21 protein-coding genes are annotated in these 25004 nt (G+C 61.6%); 17 read left to right on the top strand and 4 right to left on the bottom strand.

Annotation, left to right across the window (positions count from 1 at the left end):
• The first annotated feature begins 6 nt into the window (after positions 1-6).
• The 9 genes from C41B8_RS03475 to C41B8_RS03515 all read left to right on the top strand — a co-directional run bounded on the left by C41B8_RS03475 (position 7) and on the right by C41B8_RS03515 (position 13976).
• On the top strand, positions 7-2724 hold the full coding sequence (locus tag C41B8_RS03475) for a M16 family metallopeptidase (RefSeq protein ID WP_051882949.1): 2718 nt from the start codon (positions 7-9) through the stop codon (positions 2722-2724).
• 154 nt (positions 2725-2878) lie between these two features.
• Positions 2879-3622 (top strand): (Fe-S)-binding protein, encoded by a 744-nt coding sequence (locus C41B8_RS03480; protein ID WP_037334136.1) that lies wholly within the window; start codon positions 2879-2881, stop codon positions 3620-3622.
• Positions 3619-5109, top strand: coding sequence for a lactate utilization protein B (locus C41B8_RS03485; protein WP_037334139.1), 1491 nt, complete (start codon positions 3619-3621; stop codon positions 5107-5109). Before C41B8_RS03480 ends, C41B8_RS03485 begins: the two co-directional genes overlap by 4 nt.
• On the top strand, positions 5106-5720 hold the full coding sequence (locus C41B8_RS03490; protein WP_037334143.1) for a LutC/YkgG family protein: 615 nt from the start codon (positions 5106-5108) through the stop codon (positions 5718-5720). The genes C41B8_RS03485 and C41B8_RS03490 overlap by 4 nt, the downstream gene beginning before the upstream one ends.
• A gap of 230 nt (positions 5721-5950) precedes the next feature.
• Positions 5951-7048 carry a Fic family protein gene (locus C41B8_RS03495; RefSeq protein WP_037334145.1) on the top strand — a complete coding sequence of 366 codons (1098 nt, stop codon included), beginning with the start codon at positions 5951-5953 and terminating at the stop codon, positions 7046-7048.
• Positions 7049-7206: 158 nt separating this feature from the next.
• Positions 7207-10290, top strand: coding sequence for a type I restriction endonuclease subunit R (locus C41B8_RS03500; RefSeq protein WP_037334149.1), 3084 nt, complete (start codon positions 7207-7209; stop codon positions 10288-10290).
• Between the two features lie 16 nt (positions 10291-10306).
• The gene (locus C41B8_RS03505; protein WP_037334152.1) at positions 10307-11953 is read left to right on the top strand and encodes an HsdM family class I SAM-dependent methyltransferase; all 1647 of its coding nucleotides are present in this window, start codon (positions 10307-10309) and stop codon (positions 11951-11953) included.
• Positions 11943-13211 (top strand): restriction endonuclease subunit S, encoded by a 1269-nt coding sequence (locus C41B8_RS03510; RefSeq protein ID WP_051882951.1) that lies wholly within the window; start codon positions 11943-11945, stop codon positions 13209-13211. Before C41B8_RS03505 ends, C41B8_RS03510 begins: the two co-directional genes overlap by 11 nt.
• Positions 13212-13214: 3 nt before the next feature.
• Entirely contained in the window at positions 13215-13976 is a 762-nt protein-coding gene (locus C41B8_RS03515; protein WP_037334155.1) for a DUF3800 domain-containing protein, read from the top strand.
• 283 nt (positions 13977-14259) lie between these two features.
• Here the strand turns inward: C41B8_RS03515 and C41B8_RS03520 are convergent, their stop codons facing one another.
• A complete protein-coding gene (locus C41B8_RS03520; RefSeq protein ID WP_037334158.1) occupies positions 14260-15993 on the bottom strand; it encodes a glycerol-3-phosphate dehydrogenase/oxidase in 1734 nt (577 codons plus the stop codon).
• 197 nt (positions 15994-16190) lie between these two features.
• Between C41B8_RS03520 and C41B8_RS03525 the strand changes: the two genes are divergently transcribed.
• Positions 16191-16814: a LysE family translocator gene (locus C41B8_RS03525; RefSeq protein ID WP_037334160.1), complete on the top strand. Its 624-nt coding sequence runs from the start codon at positions 16191-16193 to the stop codon at positions 16812-16814.
• Between the two features lie 15 nt (positions 16815-16829).
• Here the strand turns inward: C41B8_RS03525 and C41B8_RS03530 are convergent, their stop codons facing one another.
• Entirely contained in the window at positions 16830-17741 is a 912-nt protein-coding gene (locus tag C41B8_RS03530) for a LysR substrate-binding domain-containing protein (protein WP_037334163.1), read from the bottom strand.
• 128 nt (positions 17742-17869) lie between these two features.
• Here C41B8_RS03530 and C41B8_RS03535 point away from each other — a divergent pair, with 128 nt between their 5' ends.
• Together C41B8_RS03535 and C41B8_RS03540 are read left to right on the top strand one after the other, a co-directional pair.
• On the top strand, positions 17870-18334 hold the full coding sequence (locus tag C41B8_RS03535) for a DoxX family protein (protein ID WP_051882955.1): 465 nt from the start codon (positions 17870-17872) through the stop codon (positions 18332-18334).
• Positions 18335-18448: 114 nt separating this feature from the next.
• A complete protein-coding gene (locus C41B8_RS03540; protein ID WP_037334166.1) occupies positions 18449-19192 on the top strand; it encodes a dienelactone hydrolase family protein in 744 nt (247 codons plus the stop codon).
• Positions 19193-19240: 48 nt separating this feature from the next.
• On the opposite strand, the gene C41B8_RS03545 is transcribed toward C41B8_RS03540, so the two are convergent.
• A complete protein-coding gene (locus tag C41B8_RS03545) occupies positions 19241-19999 on the bottom strand; it encodes an SDR family oxidoreductase (protein WP_037334169.1) in 759 nt (252 codons plus the stop codon).
• Positions 20000-20150: 151 nt separating this feature from the next.
• On the opposite strand from C41B8_RS03545, the gene C41B8_RS03550 reads away from it, so the two are divergent.
• Both C41B8_RS03550 and C41B8_RS03555 read left to right on the top strand, forming a co-directional pair.
• Positions 20151-21044, top strand: coding sequence for a LysR family transcriptional regulator (locus tag C41B8_RS03550; protein ID WP_037334172.1), 894 nt, complete (start codon positions 20151-20153; stop codon positions 21042-21044).
• Between the two features lie 209 nt (positions 21045-21253).
• Positions 21254-21610 (top strand): hypothetical protein, encoded by a 357-nt coding sequence (locus C41B8_RS03555; protein WP_037334174.1) that lies wholly within the window; start codon positions 21254-21256, stop codon positions 21608-21610.
• Positions 21611-21656: 46 nt separating this feature from the next.
• Here the strand turns inward: C41B8_RS03555 and C41B8_RS03560 are convergent, their stop codons facing one another.
• The gene (locus C41B8_RS03560) at positions 21657-22424 is read right to left on the bottom strand and encodes an SDR family NAD(P)-dependent oxidoreductase (RefSeq protein WP_037334499.1); all 768 of its coding nucleotides are present in this window, start codon (positions 22422-22424) and stop codon (positions 21657-21659) included.
• Positions 22425-22624: 200 nt separating this feature from the next.
• Between C41B8_RS03560 and C41B8_RS03565 the strand changes: the two genes are divergently transcribed.
• The 3 genes from C41B8_RS03565 (at position 22625) to C41B8_RS03575 (ending at position 24991) form a co-directional block, all read left to right on the top strand.
• The gene (locus C41B8_RS03565) at positions 22625-23047 is read left to right on the top strand and encodes a cupin domain-containing protein (protein ID WP_037334177.1); all 423 of its coding nucleotides are present in this window, start codon (positions 22625-22627) and stop codon (positions 23045-23047) included.
• Between the two features lie 131 nt (positions 23048-23178).
• The gene (locus C41B8_RS03570; RefSeq protein WP_037334180.1) at positions 23179-24045 is read left to right on the top strand and encodes an MBL fold metallo-hydrolase; all 867 of its coding nucleotides are present in this window, start codon (positions 23179-23181) and stop codon (positions 24043-24045) included.
• Between the two features lie 64 nt (positions 24046-24109).
• On the top strand, positions 24110-24991 hold the full coding sequence (locus C41B8_RS03575) for an NAD(P)-dependent oxidoreductase (protein WP_037334183.1): 882 nt from the start codon (positions 24110-24112) through the stop codon (positions 24989-24991).
• Positions 24992-25004: the final 13 nt, after the last annotated feature.

Here is a 25004-nt window from a genome sequence, read left to right on the forward strand (position 1 = left end):
GCATTGATGTTGAAACGCGTTCTACCGGTCGCTGCCGCGGCCGTCGTTCTGGCCGGCGCGCCGGCCGCCTGGGCCGATTCATCCGCGCCGAGCGCGCAGCCGCCGGCCAAGGCGGCCGGCCATGCCAAGCCGTCCGACAAAGTCGTGCGCGAAACGCTCGACAACGGCCTGCAGGTGATTGTGGTCCCGGATCGCATGGCGCCGGTCGCAACCACAATGCTCACCTACAAGGTCGGCTCGCGCGAAGCGCCGAAAGGCTTTCCCGGCATGGCGCACGCCCAGGAGCACATGATGTTCCGCGGCGCGAAGGGCCTGTCCGCGCAGCAGATCGCCGGTATCGGCGCGGCGCTCGGCGGCCAGTCCAACGCGTTTACCACCAACGACTCGACCACCTATTACTACACGGTGCCGTCGCAGTTCACCGACGTGGCCCTGCATCTCGAATCGGTACGCATGAAGAGCGTGCTCGACAAGCCCGCCGACTGGAAACAGGAACGCGGCGCGATCGAGCAGGAAGTCAGCCAGGACATGTCGTCGCCGATCCAGGTCGCGATCAAGCGCATGCGCGAGGCGCTCTACAAGGGCACGCCGTATTCGCATGATGCGCTGGGCACGCGCGCGTCGTTCAACAAGACGACGGCCAAGATGCTCAAGCATTTCCACAACCAGTGGTATGCGCCGAACAACGCCGTGCTGGTGGTGGCCGGCAACGTCGATGCCGATCAGGTTCTGGCCCAGGCCAAGCAGCTGTTCGGCGGCATTCCCTCGCAGAAGCTGCCGCAGCGCAAGCCGGTCAAGCCCGGCAAGGTCGAATCCAAGACCATCCACATGCCGACCGACAGCGGCTATGGCTTTGCGTTGATCGGCTCACGCGCCCCGGGCAGCCGCGACGCCCAGGCCATGGCCACCACCGAGGTGCTGGCCAGCGTGCTCAACAACCCGCGTGGCCCGCTGTATACCCAGATGGTCGCCAGCGGCAAGAGCCTGGCCGCCCAGTACACCACCTTGCCTGCCGCCCTCGGCTCGATCGGCGTGAGCTATGTGGTGTTTCCGAAGGGCGCGGATGCCGATGCACTGGTCAAGCAGATGCGCTCGATCCTCGGCGGCATCGCCAAGAAGGGCATCAGCCCGGATCAGGTCGCGGCGGCCAAGCGCCAGTTGATCACCCAGGATATGGCCGCGCGTGATTCGATTTCGGGCCTGGCCCATCGCTGGACCCAGGCCGTGGCGGTCGATCACCTGCAGTCGCCGGCCGATCAGCTCGCCGCAATCAAGAACGTCACCGCCAAGGACGTGAACCAGATGCTCACGCAGCTGATCCAGCCGGATCAGAGCGTGCTCGCGATCCTCACGCCCGAAGGCTCGGGCGCACCGCAGACCGGCGGCGGCTACGGCGGCAGCGAATCGTTCGCGCCGAAGAACGTCAACCACGTGAAACTGCCGGAATGGGCGGCGAAACCGCTGGCCAAGATCACGACGCCCGAACCGTCACTCAAGCCGGTCGAAACCACGCTCGACAACGGCATGAAGCTGATTACCGTGGATTCGGACTCGTTCCACGCGGTGCATGTCTACGGACATATCCGCAACGCGCCCGATCTGGAAACGCCGAAACATCAGGAAGGCGTGAGCGACGTGCTGTCGCAGCTGCTGGACTTCGGCACCACGAAGCACGACCGCAAGGCGTATCAGGCCGCGCTCGACGCCATCGGCGCCCAGGCCTCGGCCGGCACCGACTTCTCGCTCACCGTGCTGCCCGAGCATTTCGACCGTGGGCTCGACCTGCTGGCCGAGAACGAGCTGCACCCGGCGCTGCCCAAGCACGCGTTCGAAATCCTCAAGCAACGCGCGGCGGCCTCGCAGGCCGGCACCATCGCCAGCCCGGACTTCAAGGCCGACCAGGCCATGCGCCGCGGCATCCTGCCCAAGGGCGATCCGTCGCTGCGGTTTGCCACGCCCAAGTCCATCTCGGGGCTGAGCTATGCGGACGTGACCGACTACTACCACAAGGTGTTCCGTCCGGATCTGAGCACGATCGTGGTGGTCGGCGACATCACCCCGGCCGAGGCCAAAAAAGCCGTGACCGGCGCGTTTGGCGACTGGAAAGCCCAGGGCAACAAGCCCGACGTGAACCTGCCGAAGGTGCCGGACAACAAGGCCAGCTTCCATCACGTGCCAGACAAGTCGCAGTCGCAGGATACGGTGCAGCTGGCCGAATCCCTCGGCCTGACGGTCAACGCACCGGATTTCCGGGCCCTCAAGATGGCCAATCAGGTGCTCACCGGCGGCGCTTTTGCCAGCCGGCTGTATCGTGAACTGCGTGTACAGCGCGGGCTGGTCTATTACGTGTCCTCCGGGCTCGACGCATCGCGTACGCGCACCCAGCTCACGTTCCAGTACGGCAGCGATCCGGACAAGGTGAAGGAAGCCGATAAGCTGGTCCGCCAGGCCCTGGTGCATCTGGCCCAGGTGCCGATCTCGAACGACGAACTGCATCGCGTGCGCGCCGGGCTGATCCGCCAGGTACCGCTCGGCGAAGCCGGCGCGGACTCGGTCGGCTACGGCCTGCTCTCGCGGGTCGAGCTGAACCAGCCGCTCAACGAGCCGTATCGGGCGGCCAAGGCCTATCAGTCCATCGACGCCAAGCAAATTCAGGCGGCCGTGAAGAAGTGGTTCCGGCCGGACGATCTGGTGCGCGTGGTCCAGGGGCCGAAGCCGAAATAGCGCATGGCGGCCGGCCACGGCGTCTGCCGTGGCCGGTCGGTCGCCACCGCGCATCGGCTCGGTCGAGGATTGCATCGCGCCAATCGGCTAAAGCCATTGCCGTATGCACCAGACGCGCTAGTCTGGTGCTCCCGGCACTCGGCAAAGGTGGCCCATGCGCATCGGCCTGTTCGTCCCCTGCTTCATCGACGCGTTCTATCCCCAGGTCGGCATTGCGACGCTGGAACTGCTGGAGCGCTTCGGCTGCGACGTCGATTATCCGTTCGACCAGACCTGTTGCGGCCAGCCCATGGTCAACTCGGGCTGCCATGCCGAAGCGGCCGCTACCGAGCAGCTGTTCGTGGACAACTTCGCGGATTACGACGTGATCGTGGCGCCGTCCGGCTCCTGCGTGCACCAGATCCGCGACAACCTCACCGCCGTCGAACAGACTGCGGCCGTCAAGCACGTGCGCGAGAACACGTTCGAGCTGGTCGAATATCTGCACGACGTGCTCAAGGTAGAGGCCTTCCCCTGGGCGAAATTCCCGCACCGGGTCGGCTACCACGATTCCTGCAATACGCTGCGCAACCTCGGCCACGGCAAACCGAGCGAACTGCGCGGGCCGGATTTTTCCAAGCCGCGCGCCTTGTTGCATAAGGTCGAGGGCATCGAACTGGTGAGCCCCTCGCGGCCGGATGAGTGTTGTGGTTTCGGCGGCACCTTCTCGGTCACCGAACCCGAAGTCTCGGGCCGTATGGGTCGCGACAAGATCGCCGATCATGGCCGGGCCGGCGCCGAATACATCGTCTCGGCCGATACGTCCTGCCTGATGCATCAGCAAGGCTGTGCCAAACGCATCGGCGCGCCGATCCAATTCAAGCACATTGCCGAAGTGCTCAACGGGAGCGCGGCATGAGTACGCCCGACCCGAGCCAGACGCAGAACTCGGCAGAAGCCGTGCGCGAAGCCCAGCCGAAACCGGCCAAGGCCCGCCCCGGCCAGCGGGTGAACCACGCCAGCGCGGCACGTGAATTCCTGCAATCGCCGATTCACGCGCAGTCGCACGACGAACGCGTCTGGGCCATGCGCCAGCGCCGCGACGCCGCGGCCGAAACGATTCCGGAATGGGAAGAACTGCGCGACCTGGCCAGCCAGATCAAGACGCATGCACTGACCCATCTCGACGAGTATCTGGAACAGTTCGCCGACAACGCCGCCGCGAACGGGGTGCATGTCCACTGGGCAGGCGACGCCGCCGATCACAACCGCATCGTGCACGAGATCTTTGCCGATCACGGCGTGAAGAAAGTGATCAAGTCCAAGTCGATGCTGATGGAGGAATGCGGCTTCCGCCACTACATGGAAGGCGTGGGCATCGACATCGTCGAAACCGACCTCGGCGAACGCATCCAGCAGCTGGACGCCGAAGACCCGAGCCATGTCGTGGTGCCGGCCGTGCACAAGATGCGCTCGGACGTCTCGCAGGTGTTCGCCAAAACGCTCGGCTCGGACCCCGACAACGACGACGCGCATTACCTCACCGAACAACAGCGCCAGGCCACCCGGCCGCTGATCCTGGATGCCGACGCCGGCATGACGGGTGCGAACTTCGCCGTCGCCGAAACCGGCGGCTTCGTGGTCTGTACCAACGAAGGCAACGCCGATCTCTCGGCCAACGTGCCGAACCTGCACGTCGCCTCCATCGGCATCGAAAAGATCGTACCGAAACTGTCCGACCTCGGCGTGTTCATCCGCCTGCTGTCGCGCTCCGCGCTCGGCTCGCCGATCACCCAGTACACCTCGCACTTCCGCGCGCCCAAACCCGGCGGCGAGATGCATATCGTGCTGGTCGATAACGGCCGCTCCAAGCGCCTGGCGGACGAGCGTTTCTGGTCGTCGCTGAAATGCATCCGCTGCGGGGCCTGCATGAACACCTGCCCGGTGTTCCGACGCTCCGGCGGCCTGAGCTATGGCGCCACCTATACCGGCCCGCTCGGCCTGATTCTCGACCCGTCGATCGACGCGTATCGCTATTCCAACCTGCCGTTTGCCAGCACCTTGAACGGCAGTTGCACCAACGTCTGCCCGGTCAAGATCAATATCCACGAACAGATCTTCGAATGGCGCCAGGTCCTGGCCGAAGACGACATGATCCCGTGGACCAAGAAATCCACGCTCGCCGCCGCCGGACGCACGCTGGCTTCCCCGCGTGCCTATCGCGCCGCGATCAAATCCGCCCATTCGGCCCTCAAACACCTGCCCGACTGGGCGCTCTACAACAAGCTCAACGCCTGGGGCCAGGTCCGTGATCTGCCCGACGTGCCCGCCGAAGGCAGCTTCCACGACTGGTATCGCCAGCACCGTCTGAACAAAGAAGATCCCACTGCCGGAGACCGCGAATGAGAGGCCGCAACGACATCCTGGCCGACATCCGCGCCAACAAGCCGAAGTTCACCGCGCCCGCTCCGGCCGTTCCGAACTACGACGACCACTACCCGAGCGACGCGGCCGGCCTGCAAGCCCGCTTCATCGAGGTGCTGGAAAAAATGGGCGGCGCCTGGGCCGAGCCGGAAGCGAACGAGTCGCTGGAGGCCACCATGCGCCGCGCGCTGGCCGACAAACTCGATGCGAACAGCCTCATCGCCTCGAACGTCCGCGAGATTAAGGGCAACCGCCGCGTCCACGCCGACGACACCCCGGCCTCCCTGCACGACGTCGACGTCGCCGTCCTCCGCGCCCGGTTCGGCGTCGCCGAAACCGGCACCGTCTGCTTCACCGAAGCCGAACTCACCGTCAACGCCGTCGCCTACCTCGCCCAACACCTCGTCGTCCTGCTCGACCCGGCGACCATCGAAACCAACCTCCACCGCGCCTACCAGCGCGACGACTACAAAAACGCCCGCTACACCGTCTTCCACACCGGCCCGTCAGCGACGGCGGATATCGAAGGCGTGCTGGTACGCGGGGCGCAGGGGGTGCGGTCGTTGACGGTGATTCCAACTCCAACCGTATAGACCGGCAAGTCGGCGTACCGTCACCGCTCCTATGAACAACTAGCATTCCTTAGGTGTTCGCGAGACCAGTGTGACCGCAACTACCGAGAAATTCTCGGTGGTTCACGCAGCTGGCGCAGGGCAAATGTGCTCCTTTACGAAAAGCGACCTGCATAAATTCAGGCCTCAATCTATACACGTTACATCGAACGTGTATATTTATCGGCGAAAACTATACATTTTGTACAGCTATGGCCGTGCCTCCGCTTCCACCTTTACGAGAGCTTAGTGCCGATCGTTTCGAAACGACCGCGATCCTCAAGCGGCTTAACGCAACGAGCCGCAAACTCGCCGAGCTCAAAGGCGTCGCATCGACGATTCCGAACCAATCGATCCTGATCAATACGCTTGGCATCCAGGAAGCCAAGGATAGTTCCGCGATCGAAAACATCATCACGACACACGACGAACTCTTCCGCGATGATGCAACCGAGCCAACGGGGTCATTGCAGGCGAAGGAAGTGCACCGTTATAGAGAAGCGCTTTTCGCCGGTTACGACGCTGTTCGTAAAGACGAACTGCTGACCAACCGTCATATCCTGAAAATACAGGCAACGCTCGAACGTAACGAAGCGGGCTTCAGACGTGTGCCCGGCACGCTATTACAAAACGCGTATGGGGAAACCGTCTACACCCCGCCCTCACCGGAGCAGGTGCCGGCTCTCATGGCCGATCTCGAATCCTTCATCAACAATGATGCGCTGTTCGATGCCGATCCTCTAGTCAAAATGGCGCTGATTCATTACCAGTTCGAGAGCATTCACCCGTTCTATGACGGCAACGGCCGAACCGGCCGCATTATCAATGTGCTCTATCTAGTAAAGCGAGCGCTACTGGGCATTCCCGTGCTCTACATGAGCCGACACATCGTACGCACGAAAGACGAATACTACCGTCGGCTGCAGGCCGTTCGAGACGATAACGCCTGGGAGGCCTGGGTGGAATACATGCTCGCCGCAGTCGAACAGACTGCCGGCGAGACCATCGAAACCATTCAGGCGATCAGGCAGGCGCTCCAGCATTACAAGCACCAGATTCGCGAACGCCACAAATTCTATAGCCAAGACCTCATCAACAACCTGTTCATGCACCCGTATACGAAGATCGCTTTCGTGGAAGACGAGCTTCGGGTTTCCCGTATCACCGCGACGAAGTATCTGGATACGCTCGTCGACGACGGCTTTCTCCGCAAAGAGCGGGTCGGACGTGCGAACTTCTACATCAACATTGCACTAAACGATATCCTGACAGGCGAGCGGATGACGGACGGCGTCCCCGTGAGCTTCTAATCACCAGCACGCAATTTAAAATAGAAAGCTACTCGCTGGTAGAGCTTGGCGCGCACATCGTTTCTATGGCTAGTACACCCGGAGACAACGCGGGCTTACCACTTACTCGTGCCGAGTTAGGCTGATCGAGAATAAGAACAATTCAGACAGAGACCTGTATGGCGGCTTTCAACGAGGACACACGAGTCAAGATCCCTGCGTTAACGCATCTCACGCGGCTGGGCTACCAATATCTGTCGCTAAAAGACGCACAACCCGACGTACGCACCAATATTTTCCCCGGTCTTTTCGAGCGAGCCATCGCTTGGATAAACCCTGAATGTTCCGCAGCCGAGATTCGACGCGAACTAGAAGAGATCACACTCGCCCTGCAGAACGAGGATGTTGGCGAGGCTTTCTATCGCATGCTTACGCGCCGCTCCGGCATCCGGCTGCTCGATTTCGAAAACTTCGATAACAACAGCTTTCATTGCGTTACGGAGCTTCCCTACGAGAACGGTGACGAATCGTTTCGGCCAGATATCACGCTGTTGATCAACGGCATGCCGCTCGTAATCATCGAGGTAAAAAAACGCATGAACCGTGGCGGCGTGCTACAGGAACGCGCTCGCATGAACCGGCGCCATGCCAATCGCAATTTTCGGCACTTCTTCAACCTGACCCAATTGATGATCTTCTCCAACAACATGGAGTACGACCCGTCATCGATTGAGCCGATACAAGGCGCGTTCTACGCGACCTCCACCTACGGCAAAGCGCATTTCAACTACTTCCGCGAAGAACAGGAAGAAGAGCTCGCGGCCGCAGTGGCGCCGCTTGATGAAGCCGCAGAGCACGAAATATTAATCGACACCAACCATGTCGCTATTAAAGCCGGACCGGAATACGCACGTAACAAGTCGGCGGATACGCCCACAAACCGAATCTGCACATCTCTGCTGGGCCGCAACCGGCTCGCATTCCTCTTGCGCTATGCCTTCGCTTACGTGGATGTGGAAGGCGAAAAGCAAAAACACGTCATGCGTTACCCGCAGCTTTTTGCTACACACGCCATAGCAAGAGAACTAGACAACGGCGCTCGCAAAGGCATCATCTGGCACACGCAGGGAAGCGGCAAGACGGCGCTCGCCTACTACAACGTCGCTTTCCTGACCGATCACTTCCAGGCTCGCGGCATCATTCCGCGGTTCTATTTCATAGTGGACCGATTGGACCTGCTGGAGCAGGCGAAAAGCGAATTCGTCATGCGCGGCTTGAATGTCTATCTCATCGAGTCGCGCGAAGCGTTCGCTCGAGATATCAAACAGCCAGGCGTGATGCAGAACGACCGCGGCAAACTTGAAATCACGCTGGTCAATATCCAGAAATTTGCCGACGATCCCAACGTAGCCACGGCCGACGACTACAACCTCAACGTACAGCGCGTTTACTTCCTCGACGAAGTGCACCGCAGCTATAACCCCAGGGGCAGCTTCCTCGCCAACCTGGAGCAATCGGATCGGGACGCCATCAAGATCGGCCTGACCGGCACACCGCTTATCGGCAAGGACGCAAACTCACGCGCGCTGTTCGGCGACTATCTACATACCTACTACTACAACCAATCCATTGCCGATGGATACACGCTGCGCCTTATCCGCGAGGCCATAGAGACAAGCTATAAGCTGCAGTTGCAGCAAGCGCTCGAGAATATTCAGATACAACAGGGCGGAATCGAGCGAAGAGCCCTCTACGCACACCCGCGGTTCGTCGAGCCAATGCTCGATTACATCCTCGACGATTTTCAGAAATCGCGCGTGCTGCACGGCGACGCCAGCATCGGCGGCATGGTGATCTGCGACTCGTCCGAACAAGCGCGCGAACTCTTTGCCCAATTCTCCGAGCGCTTTCGAGACCGCACCGAACGCAAGACCCTTACGACGCATTCAAAACCCGTCGACCTCCCGCTTGCCGCCGAAGAGCGCGGCGGCGGACATGCACGGCTGTCTGCCGCGCTCATCCTGCATGACGAAGGAACCAAGCAAGAGCGCAAGGACAAGGTCCGCGATTACAAGGCCGGCAAGACCGACCTGCTGTTCGTCTACAACATGCTCATCACCGGCTTCGACGCGCCACGACTGAAAAAACTCTACCTCGGCCGCATCATCAAGGACCACAACCTGCTGCAGGCACTGACGCGTGTGAACCGTCGCTACGGGGCTTTCACCTACGGCTACGTGGTGGACTTTGCCAACATCGAGCAAGAGTTCAACAAGACCAACCAAGCGTATTTCGAAGAACTCAACGCCGAGCTGGGCGACGAATACAAACACTACAGCCAGCTGTTCAAGTCGGCAGACGAAATCGCAGCGGACGTCGAGCGTATTCGCAGTACGCTGTTTCGCTACGCGCTGGACGACGACGAACTGTTTTCCCAGCAAGTTGGCGAGTTGACCGATCGCAGCGAACTGCTCGCCGTCGTCAAGGCGCTTGGCGACGCCCGGGAACTACACAACATCATTCGCCTGACCGGCCAGGATGCGCTTCGCGACCTGCTCGATTTCGCTCGTCTGCAGAGGCTGCACACCGAGGCACAGAACGCCCTCGCCAATCTTAATCTCAAGCACCAGATGGCCGAGGCGCACGATACGCGAAGCCTGCTCAACGAAGCGCTGGAAGATGTCATCTTCAAGTTCGAGAAGGTCGGCGAGAGTGAACTCAAGCTGGCCGACGAGTTGAAAGATACGTTGCGACGCACGCGCGAAACACTCGCCCAGACTCAGGATCCCCAAGACCCGGCCTGGATTTCGCTACGTCAGGAGTTGGAACGGCTCTTCAAGAACAAAAAGCTCAGCGAAGTGAGCCAGCAAGAGATGCAAGCGAACATCAAGGCACTCACGGCTGTAGAACAAAAAGCCAAAGCCCTGAATGCCAAAGACCGCAACCTCCAGAACCGCTACGCAGGCGACGCCAAGCTGATGCGCGTACACAAGCGCTTGCTGGAAAACGGTGCGCTGGGCGCCAGCGAAATCCAGTTACACGATGCCCTGTCCGGCATCAAGCACTCCACGGACACCGCCGTGCTCGGCAATAGCGCACTGTTGGGCAACGAACGCTACTTTGAAAAACAGCTCATGCCGGTCATCATCCGCGAGTTCCAACGTGTCGGGCCAACCGGCCCGGATGCCGACACCTGTCGGCGCATCAATCGATTACTTGCCCGCGAATATCTCGACGAGTCGCAAGGCAAGCTACCGTTCTAGCCCATAGAAAAGGCCAATGTCCGAACTCTCTTTTCAACAACAAACCCGCGATCTCATCGATGGTCTTAAGGCCGTATGTGCCAGCTACGGCCTCGGTAACGATGGCAACGAATACAAGATTATAGTCCAGTGCTTTCTGTATAAGCTGCTTTGCGACAAGTTCGCCTACGAGCTGAAAGCGCTCGATCCCGAGCTAGCCCAAGCGGACGACTGGATTGCCCGGTGGCAAGACAAGCCCGAGAACGAGCGCGACATGCTGACCATGCAGCTCGGCGCCGACGTGCCGGTCATCACCGCCGAACAACTGCTGCCCGCCTTGTTCCACCGCCAGAACAGGGCGGATTTCGCGCACGACTTCGACGACACGCTGCGCGACATCGCCGCCGCCAATAACGACATCTTCGCCGTTCACGCGGGCGGTGGCGCAAAAATCACGCTATTCGATCGTCTCAGCGAGTTCATCTCCGATACCAGCCGCCGCGACGACTTCTGCCGCGCGCTCGTCAACAAGCTGGTGGGCGTCAGCTTCGAGCGACTATTCCAACAGAAGTACGATTTCTATGCCGCTCTGTTCGAATACCTGATCTCGGACTACAACAAGGACAACGGCGGCAAATACGCCGAGTACTACACGCCACACGCGGTCGCCACCATCATGGCCGAAATTCTGGTGCCGACCGACCAGCGCGGCGAGGTCCGCAACGTCAGCTGCTATGACCCATCATCGGGCTCCGGCACGCTACTCATGGCACTGGCCCATGCGATCGGCGAAAACAACTGCAGCATCTGGGCACAGGATATTTCGCAGAAATCCTCGGCCCTGATTCGGCTCAACCTGGTGCTCAACAAACTGGTCCACAGCATCCCGCATATCGTGCAGGGCAATACCATTCTGCGCCCCGGCCATCGCCGCAAGGATTCGCCCAGCCAGCTCCAGCAGTTCGACTACATCGTCTCCAATCCGCCGTTCAAGATGGATTTCTCCGACTTCCGGGACGATCTGGATACCGACGCCAACAAGCCTCGTTTCTTTGCCGGCATTCCCAACGTGCCGAAAAAAGCAAAAGACAAGATGGCCATCTATCTGCTGTTCCTGCAGCACATCCTGGCCAGCCTCAAACCGGGCGGCAAAGCCGCCGTGGTCGTGCCTACCGGCTTCATTACGGCACAGGCCGGGATCGACAAGCGGATTCGCAAGAAGCTGGTAGACGAGAAGATGATCGCCGGGGTGGTCTCCATGCCCAGCAATATCTTTGCGACCACCGGTACCAACGTCTCTATTCTGTTCATCGACAAGTCCCGCCGTGACGACGTGGTGTTGATTGATGCCTCAAACCTCGGCACCAAGGTCAAGGAAGGCAAGAATCAGAAGACGGTGTTGAGCGGAGAGGAAGAGCAGCGGATTATTGCGACATTCAACGCGCGTGAAGCCACCAATGATTTGTCCGTAGTTGTTAGCTATGAAGACATTGCTGCGAAGAATTATTCTTTAAGTGCGGGCCAGTTTTTTATCCCAAAGGTTGAGTACTCTGATCTATCGCCCCAGGAGTTTAAAGAGCGACTACTTGAATACGAATCAACCTTGGAAAAGTTATTCAAAGACGGCGCCGCATTAGATGTAAGCATCAAAGACAATCTATCCAAGCTGATTCATGAATCTTAATCAATCCATTCATAACGCCGATTGGGATGAAAAAGCGCTTTCAGACTTGGGCACTTTCAGTAGAGGTAAGTCTAGACACCGACCAAGAAATGATCCTGCCCTTTATGCTGATGGCGGGTATCCACTGATTCAGACCGGCGAGATTAGAGCGGCTAACCTCAAAATCTCGGACCATATCGCTGAATACAACAGGGTTGGGCTTGCTCAAAGCAAGTTATGGCCAGAAGGAACGCTCTGCATCACGATTGCAGCAAATATCGCAGAGACGGCTTTGCTTGAGTATCCCATGTGTTTCCCAGATAGCGTCGTCGGCTTTACAGCTAATGCTGACGAGTCAAGCGAAATATTCATGCATTACGTATTTAGGTATATCCGTAATGCGATACAGAAATCTGTAACTGGAAGCATACAAGATAATATAAACATTGAGTATTTGACGAATCTTGAATTTAAGATTCCGAAAAAGTGGTATCAAGATAAAATTGCATCAGTTCTTGCTGCTCTGGATGAAAAAATCGAACTCAACCAGCGCATCAACGCCAAGCTGGAGGCGTTGGCCAAAACCATCTACGACTACTGGTTCGTGCAGTTTGATTTTCCCGACGAGAACGGCCGCCCCTATAAAAGCAGCGGCGGCGCGATGGAATGGAACGAAGATCTCAAACGCAACGTACCAAAGGGCTGGAAAGCACGCGACATTTCGAGTGTTGCGGATGTGCTGGGTGGCGGCACCCCTAGCAAGAACAACAACGACTATTGGGGCGTAGGCTTCCCGTTTTTTACGCCGAGTGACGCCGGTAGCGATGTGTTCCGCCACGAAACTGAACATTCTATTACGCAGTTGGGCTTGGACAGGTGCAGTACAAGAGCCTTCCCTAGAGGAACCGTTTTCATTACCGCACGGGGTTCTGTGGGCAAGATTGTGATCGCTGGCCGGCCAATGGCAATGAACCAATCATGTTACGCGCTCCGACCCGCCGATTTAGAGTGCTTCCCTTTTGTTTACGAGCATGCAAAGACGCTTGTGAATTATCTTAAAGTGAAGTCGACAGGCTCGATTTTTAAGTCGATCATCTCGAGCGATATCCATCTGACGCCGCTAGTGGAACCACCAGACTCGCTGGTAAAGGATTTCAGTAAAAAACTGCGGCCCGCCTTTGAACGTATGGCTGCAGGAGTAGCGGAGAATCAAAAACTTACCCAGCTACGCGACTGGCTACTCCCGATGCTCATGAATGGCCAGGTTCGAGTGGGCTAAGTCATTGTGGCGTTCAGCGATTACATCATCTATGTCGACGAGAGCGGCGATCACAGCCTGACGGCGATCGATCCGAACTATCCGGTCTTCGTGCTGGCCTTTTGTATCTTCCACAAGCGGTACTATTCGGAGACCGTGGTTTCTGCGTTACAGAAGTTCAAATTCAAGCATTTCGGCCACGATATCGTCGTGCTTCACGAGCGCGATATTCGCAAGGAAAAAGGCGACTTCAATATCTTTCGCAGCGTAACCGAGCGCCATGCCTTCATGGACGAGCTCACAACGCTGATCGATGAAAGCAACTTCATTCTTATTGCCTGCGTGATCGACAAACCCGCATTCAAGACGCGTGGCGAAGTGGCAGTGGACAATCCCTATCACTACGCCTTGCGATACGGACTGGAACAGCTGGCCGGGTTCATAGATGAGAAGGGCCAGTCGGATCGAGACACGCACGTCATAGTTGAATGCCGCGGTAAAAAAGAAGATCGCGATCTGGAGCTGGAATTCCGGCGTATCTGTGACGGTGCCAACGGCTTGAACCGCGAGCTGCCCTTCGTTGTCGAGTTCGCGAGCAAGCAGGTCAATTCGTCCGGCTTGCAGCTATCGGACCTCGTGGCTCGACCGATCGGCCTGCGCGTGCTGCGGCCTGAGCAGCAAAACCGAGCATTCGACATACTCACCCGCAAGTTCTACTGCGAAGGCGGCCGACAACACGTTGGCGAAGGGTATGAAGGCGTCGGTCTGAAGCGGCTGCCCGACTAATCGCCGAGCAGAGAATTGCAACTCCAGAAAGCGAAAAGCCCCGGTGAACCCACCGAGGCATAGACGCCGACCGGGCACCCCCGATCCATTTGATAGTGGATACTAGCTGCGAGAACGCAACAACGCAACGATCAAAGCTCAAGGCGTTAAACCACAACACGTTATTAGCCAACCGACGCCAACGAGCGCTTGTAGCGCGCTCAATAACGAGAAAGCGTACCCAGCTTATTGATCGCAAAACCAGTAAAACGGCTTTACTAAAGCTCCCAGTGTTTTTAGACGATCACCAGTTCAACGTCTCAAACCCATGCTCGCGCTCGCGGGCTGAGTCGGCCGCTTCGGTCGCCTCCGGTGCATCATCGGCTGCAGCCTGGCCTGAGGACGGGTCTTTGGCGATGCCGTTGGTAACCGGGTGCTCGCGGAAGTATTCGTCGAAGCGCTTTTTCGCGTCGTCGCCGAACAGAATTTCACAAGCTTCGAGCAGACCAGCAGAGTTCTTGATGGTTTCCTGGCGGGAGACGAGGCTGATCTTGGAGCGGCGGCGCAGGAAGTCCTCGAGCTTGGTGATCATCTCGCGCCGTGCGGCCTGGCGGACTTCGGCGCGGATGTATTCGGTGCCTTCGATGAGGATTTCAGCCTGGCGCGGGTCTTCACGGATGTTTTCCAGAATGCCGATGGCATGGCCAGCGTAGCGGCGCCACAGCCGGGTGGATAGTGGCTCGGACGAGGCGGGATCGGTGTAGTCGTCGAGGTTCATCAGGCGGGCCTGATGGAAGAATTCGTCGCGCACGGAATCCACCGGCTCGCCGTACCAGCGATATTTCGGGTAGCGGACTTCGATGCCCATCTGTTTAACCAGATCGGTGATTTCGTTGCCGACGTTCACGCAGTCGGTGAGCTTGCCGCCGAAGATGCTGATGTAGCCCTGCTCGATATCGGAATCGATCTCGTGCTTGCGGGAGAGTTGCAGGAAGTCGCGATCCTGGCCGCCGGTGTTCTCCACGGCCAGCGGGCGTACGCCGCAGCGGGTGGCGATGATGTCGTCGCGATCCAGCGGTTTGTCGAGCGCGAGCCGGGCGTTGATGTTGTCCAGCACGAAGTCGATGTCTTCGTCGGTGATCGCGGCGTGCGGGTCGTCGGTGCGCGTGTCGGTGGTGCCGATGCAGGTGCGGTTGCCCATCGGGATGGCGAAGAAAAGGCGTCCGTCCTGGTCGAAGAAGGCCAGCACGCGCTTGTTCGGCGTGACCTGGTCGACAATGAGATGGATGCCCTTGGACAGCACGTGGCTGTGCTCGGTTTTCTTCTCGGTCAGCCGGTTGTATTGATCGGCCAGCGGGCCGCAGGCGTTGATGAGCGTTCGGGTTTTCGCGGTGAATTCGCGGCCGGTCATCACGTCGCGCAGCTGGACGGTCCAGATGCCGTTCTCGCGGGTGGCGCCGGTGGATTCGACGTAGTTGGCGGCCGCGCAGCCGCTGTTCATGGCCAGGCGCACGAAGTTGAAGACAAAGCGGGCGTCGTTGTCGTGCAGAAACGCATCGGAATATTCGAAGCAGCCGACGGCCGGCTGGGTATCGATGACCGGTTCTTCCTGATTCACCTGCTTGAGCGACGGCAGCCGCGGGATCCTGGTGAAGCAGTTGCCGAAGAACCAGTACAGCCAGGTGCCGGCCCAGAGCACGAGCGGATGCCAGCGAAAGCCCTTGGTGATCGTGGTCAGGAAGCGGATTTCCTGGACGGTGGACGGATAGTGCTTGATCAGGTGGTTGCGGGAGACGCACAGCTCGCGCACGAGCTTGAAGTCGTACGACTCCATGTACTTGATGCCGCCCCAGATGAGGTTGGACGACCACATGCTGGTCATGCCGGCAAAATCGCCCTGGTCGATCAACGCGGTTTTGACGCCCTTGCCGGCGAGCGCCGCCGCACTCACCGCACCGTTGATGCCGCCGCCGACGATCAACGCGTCGTAGACATCTTCGCTGGCAAGTCTTTCGATATTGCTTTCGCGTAGCTGCATGGTGTGTCGAACTCCAGAATGAGCGACGCCGGCGTCCGTCCAAGACAGATGCGATTCACCGGCTTGGGTCTACCTACCATACCTTGGAGACACCATTCTCGATGCAGCGATTCGCCAGGGCCATGCCCGCCCATTCATCGCTTAACGCCATTACGCGGCATACTGGCGGGTAAGAGTCGACCAAGAGACTGTGCCCAGTGTCTTTCCTAGCCCTTGTCGCCGGCTTGTGGCTGCTCGCCGCGATATCGCCCGGTCCGAATTTTGTTCTGGTGGTGCGCAATGCATCGCGCCACGGGTTAGGACCAGCGCTGTGGACGACGGCCGGCATCGCCACGGCGACACTCGTCTGGGGGCTGGCCGGCGCGTTGGGGATTCGCGCCCTGTTCATTGCCGCGCCGTGGGCCTACACCGGCCTGAAAGTCATCGGCGGTGCTTATCTGATCTGGCTCGGGCTGCGCTTGTTGCGCCCCGGGGCCGGGCGACGAGCGGCTGTCGATGCCGATCGTCAAAGTGGGGCGCCCTCGGGCACGGCGGCTTGGGCCACCGGACTCGGCACTAACCTTGCTAACCCGAAGACAGCGGTGTTCGTCTCCAGCCTGTTCGCCACCACGATGCCGGCGCATGCGCCCGTCTATGACACCCTGGCGGCGGTCGGTTTGATGGGTGCCGTATCGGCGATGTGGTACAGCATTGTGGCGGTCGCGCTCAGCCGGCCGCGGGCACGCCGCACCTTCGAACGCGTGCGCCATGTTTTCGATCGGTTGGTCGGCGCGGTGCTTGCCGGCTTCGGGCTCGATCTAGTGGTCTCGAACGCGCGTTGATGCGGTTATCCGGCGTCACGGCGCCACAAAGTCGCTCTCGCCGACGGATTCCGCCAGAAAATCCAGCAGCGCCCGGACGGCCGGCAATTGGCCGCGGCGTGATGCAAAGACGGCGTGCAACAGTTTCTCCGGCGGCGTCCAGCCGGGCATGACTTCGACCAGTCGGCCGGCCGCGAGGTCGTCGCCCACGAACAGCATTGGCAGTTGCACGATGCCCAGACCGTCGAGCGCGGCCTGGCGTAGTGTGGGCATGTCGTCGGTGACGAGCCGCGGCCGGCAGGCGATGTCGCGGCGTGCGCCGTTGGCGTCCTGCAGCGTCCAGACATAACGCCCGTCGGGGCGGCTTTCGCTGAGCGCCGGCCAGTCGACCGATGACGATGGAGCGCCCAGCTCCGCCAACGATGCGACCAACCCGGGGGCACCGACCAGCCGATGTGGGCTCGCGGCAATCGCGCGCATGTTGAGATCGCTGTCGGCCAACGGCGTGGGTCGCACGCGCAGCGCCAGATCGAACCCTTCGCGCACTGGGTCCACCGGTCGGCCAACCGCCTCGATGTCCAGATGCACTTCCGGGTAGCGCGCCAGAAAGCCCGAGATCAACGGCGCGAGCCGCAGATGCAACAGTCCGGGCGGGCAGCTCAGGCGCACCGTGCCGCGCGGCTGGGCCTGGCTCTGTTCGACGGTTTCAAAAGCCGAGCGCGCCGCGTCAAGCATGGTGCGGCAATGCGCATGGAAGGCTTCGCCGATCGGCGTGAGCGAGATGCCGCGGGTATCGCGGTTCACGAGCCGTACGCCCAGCCGCGCCTCGAGGCTGGCAACGCGCCGGCTGAGCTTGGATTTGGGTTGCTTGAGCACCCGGGCCGCGGCCGAAAATCCGCCGTGCTCGACTACGCTCGAGAAATAGAACAGATCATCAAGATCCTGCACGCCTCGTTCCTCTAATAGAACGCCGTGTTGAAATTATGCCGGCTTCCGGACCGGGCGTCCTGCGCCTAACTTGAACAACAAGAGCCGGCGCTGCCGGCCCCATTCATCCCACCACGACGAGGCTCGTCATGTTCGACTCGCTGCTGCACAAATCTTATTTCCAGGATCCGCTGCTACTCGCCGCCCGCGTACTGATCGCCTGGCTGTTCCTTCTTTTCGGCTGGGGCAAGCTGATCGGTTTCGCCGGCACGGTGGCCTATATGCAGCACACCGGCGCGCCGGTACCCGTGCTCGCCGCCGCCATCGCCGTCATCATGGAAGTGCCGGTCGCGCTCGCCATTGCCTTGGGCCTGGCCACCCGTCCCCTGGCGTTGTTGATGGCGCTCTATACGCTGGGCACGGCGCTGATCGGCCATCCGTACTGGACGCTGACCGGCGCCGAGCAGTACGCCAACCAAATCAACTTTTATAAGAACATCGCCATCATCGGTGGCCTGCTGGCGCTGTATGTCGCCGGGCCGGGCCGATTCGCCGTAGATGCCTGGCTTGGTCGGCGAACCGGCTCGTCGCGGCGGACGGCGCACGCGGCCTGAACCGAATGCCCTCGATTGCACTCGCCGTGCGGGCGACCAACCCGCACGGCATTGCACGATCCCGGCACATAGCCTAGAACCCGGAGTGACGTTCACGACATTCGGAGTTCGCCCATGAGCCGCGCCCTAAATATCCAAGCCGCCGACGGCACGATCGACGCCCATATCTTCACGCCCGACGATGCCGACGGCGCCCTGCCGGCCGTCGTGTTGTTTACCGACATTGGCGGCCTGCGGCCCTGCTACCACGACAAGGCCCAGACCATCGCCGATGACGGCTACGCCGTGCTCATGCCGAATATCTATTATCGCGATCAGGCCGGGCCGGTCGTCCCCGAGGGCAAATCGTTTCGCGATAGCGACGTGCGGCCGACGCTGTTCGAATATGCCGGCCATCTTACGCCAGACGCCCAGGCGCGCGATTTCGAGGCATTGATAGGCGCGATCGATGCCGAAGCCGAATTCGACGGCGCGAAGATCGGCGTGGTCGGCTATTGCATGACCGGGGCGTTCGCTCTGCGCATGGCCGCACGCCACGCCGAGCGCGTGGTCGCCGCCGCCGGCTTCCACTCAGCGCGGCTAGCCGCCGAGGACGACGAGCACAGCCCGCTCGGTCTGGTGGACATGATCAAAGCCCGGGTATTTCTCGGCCATGCCGACGGCGACGAGCTCATGCCGCCGGAACAGATCGGCCGGCTCGATGCGGCCCTGGCCAAGGCCGGCGTGGCGTTCACGACCGAGCTGTTTGCCGGGGCCGGGCATGGCTTCACCGCCTTCGATGCGCCGGTCTATGACGAGGCAGCCGATGCCCGGCATTACAAGCGGCTCTCCACGCTGTTCGAGGAAACGCTGCGCTGAGCCAGCCGACAGGCGGTGTGAATCACGCCGCCCGCCAAGCCAAGGCCATCAGACCATGCCACCGTTGACGTGGATGGTCTGGCCATTCACCCAGGCGCCCGAATCGCTGGCCAGCATGGCGATCACGGCCGCGATTTCGTCCGGCTGGCCGAGCCGCTCAAGCGGCGACAGGCGGGCGATTTCGTCGACTAGCGCGTCCGACTTGCCGTCGAAGAACAGCTCGGTCGCGGTCGGCCCCGGGGCCACGGCGTTGACGCGAATATCGCGCCCGCGCATTTCCTTGGTGAGCACGCCGGTCAAGGCCTCCACCGCGGCCTTGCTCGCGGCATAGGCACCGTAGCCCGGCCGCAGCAGGCGGGTCACGCCGGTCGACAGATTGATGATCCGCCCGCCCGGCCGCAATCGCCGCGAGGCCTCGCGCAAGGTGTTGAACGTGCCCTTGAGATTGATGGCCACGATGCGATCGAAATCGGCATCGCTCATCTCGCCGATCGGCGCCAGCTCGATCACGCCAGCGGAATTGACCAGCACATCCAGCCCGCCGAATTCCGCCTCTGCCGCGTCGAACAGGCGCGCCACGTCGGCCGGCACGGACACATCACCCTGCACCGCCACGGCATGCCCACCGGCCTGCCGAATCGTGGCCACGACATCGTCCGCCTTGTCGGCCCGGCCGGCATAGTTGACCAGCACCGCGAAACCATCAGCGCCCAGGCGGCGCGCGGTCGCCGCACCAATGCCGCGCGAACCGCCGGTGACCAGCGCCACCCGCCTCGCCGCCTCGTTCTTAGTCTGTGTATCCGTCATGTCGAACTCCCGTTGAAATGAAGACATGACGTACTCTAGGCATGCTGGGTCACGGGATAATCGACCCATCTGCGACCATGCTGTTCGCTGCGAACGAACAATCGACCGACGGTCGCCCAGCCCTACTCACCCAAGGCACGCCCGGACGAACATGGACCGAATCGATGTCATGCAGCTGTTCGTGCGGATCGTGGAACGGCGCAGCTTTACCGCAGCCGCGAACGATCTCGATATGTCGCGCTCCGCGGCCTCCGAGGCCATCGCCGGGCTGGAACGCCGGATCGGCCGGCGCCTGCTGCAACGCACGACCCGACACGTCGCGCCAACGCCGGAAGGCGAAGCCTATTATCAACGCTGCGCGGATATCCTGGCCGAGATCGAGGCCGCGGAAAGCGCAGCTGCCGATGCCACCCCGCGCGGCCTGCTGACGGTCGATCTGCACTGCACGCTGGCCCGGCATTTCCTGTTGCCACGCTTGCCGGCATTTCTGCAGCGCTATCCGGAACTCAAGCTGCACATCGGCGAGGGCGATCGGCTGGTGGATCTGGTGCGCGAGGGCGTGGACTGCGTCGTACGCGCCGGCACACCGCGGGATTCCGACCTCATCGCCCGGCGTGTGGGCCTGCTGCCGGAAGCACTCGTGGCCAGCCCTGCCTATCTCGCCGACCGCCCCCGACCGACACGGCCGGCCGAACTCGCGGCCCATGCGTTGATCGGTTTTGTGTCATCCGCCACCGGGCAGGTGTTGCCGCTGGAATTCCGCGACGCCGGGCGCGTGGTCGAAGTGCGCCCCAGCACGCGGCTGACCGTAGCCAGCGCCGACACCGCCGCCGAACTGGCCCGGCTCGGCCTCGGTCTGGTGCAGGCTCCGCGTTATCGTTTCGAAGCCGATCTCGCCGCCGGCCGGCTGATAGAGCTGTTGCCGGAATTCGCGCCTGACCCGACGCCGGTGTCGGTGCTTTATCCCGAACGCCGCCAACTTTCGCCGCGTGTTCGTGTATTCGCGGACTGGGTGGCCGAGTGCTTCGCGAGCCCGGAGATATGATCCGGCGGCCTCATAGTCGCCCCGAAAATGAGCGGCGATATTCGGCGCTCACCGCCCTCAACCCGTACGTCCGAGGCGCTCGCCCAACTAACGCCAATCCGGCAACGAAAATAAAGCGTGCCTTTTGTCGCGGAACAGTATTAACTATGCGGCCCCGGAGCCGTTATTACGCACGATTGACGGCTTTGTGCGGGTTCTCCGAGGCAGTAATGACAAGCGTATTGGTGGTGATCGGCGTTCTGATCGCGTCGAGGTTCCTCATGGTTCGGCATCGCCGCGCGACCCGGGTAAAGCAATTGCGCGAAAACGCCGCGCGATTGACGTACGACGAGGCCCGTGAGCTTTATCAATCGCACTGTCGCAATATCGGCTCAAGTGCAATCGGTTCGCCCCAGCGGCCTCGCCTGCGCGACGCCAAAGCCGAAATCGAGCAGGCCGAGTTCTATTACGAGCGCATGATCGAACTGGAAACCGGCCATGCCGGGCCGGCCGTGCGTCTCTCGATCCGCCCCACCTTGCTGGGGCTGTATAAGTCGGACACCGCACGGCGCCTGCCTCAAGCTTGATATTGTCCGCCCCACGCCCCGCCGCCCAAGCGGGCGCGGGCAGCCGCTATCGCCCGCCTGACACGGTCACGCATTCGCCGGTCACGAACGAGGCGCGCTCGGACACCAGCCAAGCCACGGCATCGGCGATTTCCTCGGGCTTGCCGAGCCGGCGCATGGGCACGACATTTTCGGCGGCCTCGCGCAGCTCGTCCGGCGGCATGTCGGTATCGATGATCCCGGGAGCTACACCGTTGACGCGAATGCCTTCGTCGGCGACTTCCTTGCCGAGCCCGAGGATGAAGGTTTCCATCGCGCCCTTGCTGGCGCCGTAGGTCGCCATCCCGCCGGCACCGCCGGTTCGCGCGGCCACCGAGGACATGATCACGATCGAGCCGCCCGATCCGCCGTGTCGGGTCGACAAACGCCGCACCGCGGCCTTCGCACAGACGATCGGCGCCAGCGCATTCACGCGGAACACCGATTCGATGTTGTCGAGGCTCTGCTCATCGACGCGCGCGGTATCGCCGGTGATCCCGGCATTGGCGACGAGCACGGCCAGCCGGCCGAGCGCGCGCTCCGCCTCGGCTATCCGATCATCCAGCGCGTCCAGCTCGTTGACATCGATATGAAACGCCTCGGCCCTGCCGCCCGCCGCGCGGATATCGGCCACCACGGCCTGCGCCGCTTCGGCGTTGCGGCCATAGCCCACGGCCACGGCATGACCTTCCTCCGCAAGCCGGCGGCAGATCGCGGCACCGATGCCCCGCGAACCGCCGGTGACCAGCGCCATGCCTTTTGCGCGCTCAATATCGCGCGTGTCGTCGTTGCTCATGACCCGCATTCCCGATCCCTGTTGAGTGGACGATTCGGAGCTTAGGGCCTGTTGCCGTTTCGTGCGAGTCCGTATGAAGAACAACCCAACGGCGTACCCCGCGCCCGCCGTAAACGCATCGCCCACATCCGTCGAGCTCGGTGCCACCCGCGCATGGGCTGGCGTAGAATCGAACCCAGGCACTCGCCAGTGAGGAGAACATGAGCGAATCCAATCAGCCGACCTGCCGGGTCGTTCGCGCCGGCGAAACCATCACCGGCAAACAGGCGCTGGACTACAACGTCGGCATTTCGGCCGAGTCGGTGGGCGCGACGGGGATTCACATGCAGATCGTGACCATCCCGCCGGGCGCGCGCGCCAAGGCGCACAAGCACGAGGCCCACGAGACCGCGATCTATGCGCTGACCGGCGTCTCGCATTGCTACTACGGCGAAAATCTCGAATATTGTGCCGTCGTGGAGCCGGGGGATTTCTTCTATATCCCGGCCAACATGCCACATCTGCCCTACAACCCCAGCGACACCGAAACCGCCACCGCGGTCATCGCCCGTACCGATCCGAACGAGCAGGAAAGCGTTGTGTTGCTGCCCGAGCTGGAAAAACAGGACGTCGCGACGAGCTGATCGCAGGCGTCCCGCCCGGCGATCGGCAGCGCCTGGGTCGAGCCCTACGCCATGACGTCGCCGCGTTTGCCGATCGTAGACTGCCCATGGTGTACCGTGGGCAACCTAATCTTTCGCGATCGATTTTCGAGATGACGCAATCGACCCAACCCGCCAATGTGCATCAGCTGCGCATCGGCGATTTCATGCTCACCACGCTGCTCGACGCCCAGATGGAAGCCAGCTTCGCGCTGCCGCAGAACATCGATGAAGCCGAGGCCCGCCGCTTGCACCAGCAAAGCCGGCGCCCGACGCCCCCGCGCATCACGCTCAATGTCTATCTGCTGGATACCGGCGATCGGAAGATCCTGATCGACACCGGGCTCGGCGGGCTGGCCGGCGATACCGGGCCGTATCTGCTGGAGAATCTGGCGACGATCGGCGTAGCGCCGGCCGATATCGACACGGTGCTGATCACGCATGTCCACCCCGACCATGTCGGCGGACTGATCGACGCCGACGACAACGCCATCTTCCCGCAGGCCACCGTGTTGGTGCCGGCCGGCGAGCTGGACTACTGGGGCGGCGAGATTCCGGACGACGTGTCCGACGCCCAGAAGGGCCAGTTCCAGGCCGCACACCGGGTGATCGCCGCGGTCGGCTCGCAGATGCAGCATCTGGAAGGCACCGAGGTCTTGCCCGGCATCACCCGCGTGCCGCTGCCCGGGCATACGCCGGATCATTCCGGCTATCGCATCGAGTCGGGACACGAGCGCATCCTGCTCTGGACCGACGTGGTGCACATGCCGCAGATCCAGTTCCCCTGCCCGGACGCCGGCGTGGCTTTCGACACCGACATCGCGCAGGCGCGCGAAACCCGCCACGCGATCATGGCCGAGCTGGCAGAATCCGGCGAAATGGTGGGCGGACATCACCTGGATTTCCCCGGCATCGGCTATGTCGAGGCCGACGGCGACGGTTATCGTTTTCTGCCGCATGTCTGGCAGCCGACGGTCTGAAGACGCGCCGTCCTCATTCATCCCGGGACGCGCGCGGCGCGTCCCCGCGACACAGGATTAAATCATGAAGATCGGATTCATCGGACTCGGCGCCATGGGACGGGCCATGGCGACCAATCTCGTCAATGCGGATTTCGACGTCATCGTCTGGAACCGCAGCGCCGACAAATGCAAGGCGCTGGTCGAGGCGGGCGCCAAGCAGGCCGACACGCCGGCCGACTGCGCCGCCGCCGACGTGCTCATCACCATGCTCGCCGACGACGCGGCACTGGCTGCCGTGGTCGACGAACACGGCCTGATCGAGGCCCTCGGCGAGCACACCGTGCACGTGAACATGGCCACCGTTTCGATCAACACCGCGCGCGACATGGCCCGGCGCCATGCCGACGCGGGCAAGGCCTACGTCGCCGCGCCGGTGCTCGGCCGGCCGGATATGGCCAAGGCGGCCAAGCTACAGGTGCTGGCCGCCGGGCCAAACGCGGCCATCGAGACCGCGCGCCCGGCGCTGGAGACGATGGGCGCCAAGGTTTGGCCCGCCGGTGAAGAGGCCGAGCGCGCCAACGTCATCAAACTGGCGACCAACTACATGCTGGTAGCAGCCGTGGAAACCATGGGCGAAGCCGCCTCGATGACGGCCAAATACGGCGTCGAACCCGGCGATTTCCTCGAAATCATCACACAGTCGGTCTTCGCCAGTCCGGCGTACCAGGGCTATGCCCCGGCGATGAAGGCACGCGACTACGACAATCCGGAAGGCTTCAAGCTCGCGCTCGGCGCCAAGGACATGGATCTGGCGCTGGCGGCCGCCGCGGCCGAAAACGTGCCGATGCCGATGGGCGCGGCCGCGCGCCAGCGCTTGTCGGAAGCCATGGCGGCGGGCACCGGTGATCAGGATCTGTCGGCGCTGGCCGAAGTCTCCCGGCGCGGCGCGCATCTGGACGATTAGCGGGCGGGCTCAA

It is taken from the genome of Salinisphaera hydrothermalis C41B8 (genome assembly GCF_000732535.1).
Taxonomy (GTDB): domain Bacteria; phylum Pseudomonadota; class Gammaproteobacteria; order Nevskiales; family Salinisphaeraceae; genus Salinisphaera; species Salinisphaera hydrothermalis.

What these genes read in the sequence shown, in the direction of transcription:
- C41B8_RS03475 (WP_051882949.1), top strand. Translation starts at nt 7, where the DNA reads ATGTTGAAACGCGTTCTACCGGTCGCTGCCGCGGCCGTCGTTCTGGCC.
- C41B8_RS03480 (WP_037334136.1), top strand. Translation starts at nt 2,879, where the DNA reads ATGCGCATCGGCCTGTTCGTCCCCTGCTTCATCGACGCGTTCTATCCC.
- C41B8_RS03485 (WP_037334139.1), top strand. Translation starts at nt 3,619, where the DNA reads ATGAGTACGCCCGACCCGAGCCAGACGCAGAACTCGGCAGAAGCCGTG.
- C41B8_RS03490 (WP_037334143.1), top strand. Translation starts at nt 5,106, where the DNA reads ATGAGAGGCCGCAACGACATCCTGGCCGACATCCGCGCCAACAAGCCG.
- C41B8_RS03495 (WP_037334145.1), top strand. Translation starts at nt 5,951, where the DNA reads ATGGCCGTGCCTCCGCTTCCACCTTTACGAGAGCTTAGTGCCGATCGT.
- C41B8_RS03500 (WP_037334149.1), top strand. Translation starts at nt 7,207, where the DNA reads ATGGCGGCTTTCAACGAGGACACACGAGTCAAGATCCCTGCGTTAACG.
- C41B8_RS03505 (WP_037334152.1), top strand. Translation starts at nt 10,307, where the DNA reads ATGTCCGAACTCTCTTTTCAACAACAAACCCGCGATCTCATCGATGGT.
- C41B8_RS03510 (WP_051882951.1), top strand. Translation starts at nt 11,943, where the DNA reads ATGAATCTTAATCAATCCATTCATAACGCCGATTGGGATGAAAAAGCG.
- C41B8_RS03520 (WP_037334158.1), bottom strand. Translation starts at nt 15,993, where the DNA reads ATGCAGCTACGCGAAAGCAATATCGAAAGACTTGCCAGCGAAGATGTC.
- C41B8_RS03535 (WP_051882955.1), top strand. Translation starts at nt 17,870, where the DNA reads ATGTTCGACTCGCTGCTGCACAAATCTTATTTCCAGGATCCGCTGCTA.
- C41B8_RS03540 (WP_037334166.1), top strand. Translation starts at nt 18,449, where the DNA reads ATGAGCCGCGCCCTAAATATCCAAGCCGCCGACGGCACGATCGACGCC.
- C41B8_RS03545 (WP_037334169.1), bottom strand. Translation starts at nt 19,999, where the DNA reads ATGACGGATACACAGACTAAGAACGAGGCGGCGAGGCGGGTGGCGCTG.
- C41B8_RS03550 (WP_037334172.1), top strand. Translation starts at nt 20,151, where the DNA reads ATGGACCGAATCGATGTCATGCAGCTGTTCGTGCGGATCGTGGAACGG.
- C41B8_RS03555 (WP_037334174.1), top strand. Translation starts at nt 21,254, where the DNA reads ATGACAAGCGTATTGGTGGTGATCGGCGTTCTGATCGCGTCGAGGTTC.
- C41B8_RS03560 (WP_037334499.1), bottom strand. Translation starts at nt 22,424, where the DNA reads ATGAGCAACGACGACACGCGCGATATTGAGCGCGCAAAAGGCATGGCG.
- C41B8_RS03565 (WP_037334177.1), top strand. Translation starts at nt 22,625, where the DNA reads ATGAGCGAATCCAATCAGCCGACCTGCCGGGTCGTTCGCGCCGGCGAA.
- C41B8_RS03570 (WP_037334180.1), top strand. Translation starts at nt 23,179, where the DNA reads ATGACGCAATCGACCCAACCCGCCAATGTGCATCAGCTGCGCATCGGC.
- C41B8_RS03575 (WP_037334183.1), top strand. Translation starts at nt 24,110, where the DNA reads ATGAAGATCGGATTCATCGGACTCGGCGCCATGGGACGGGCCATGGCG.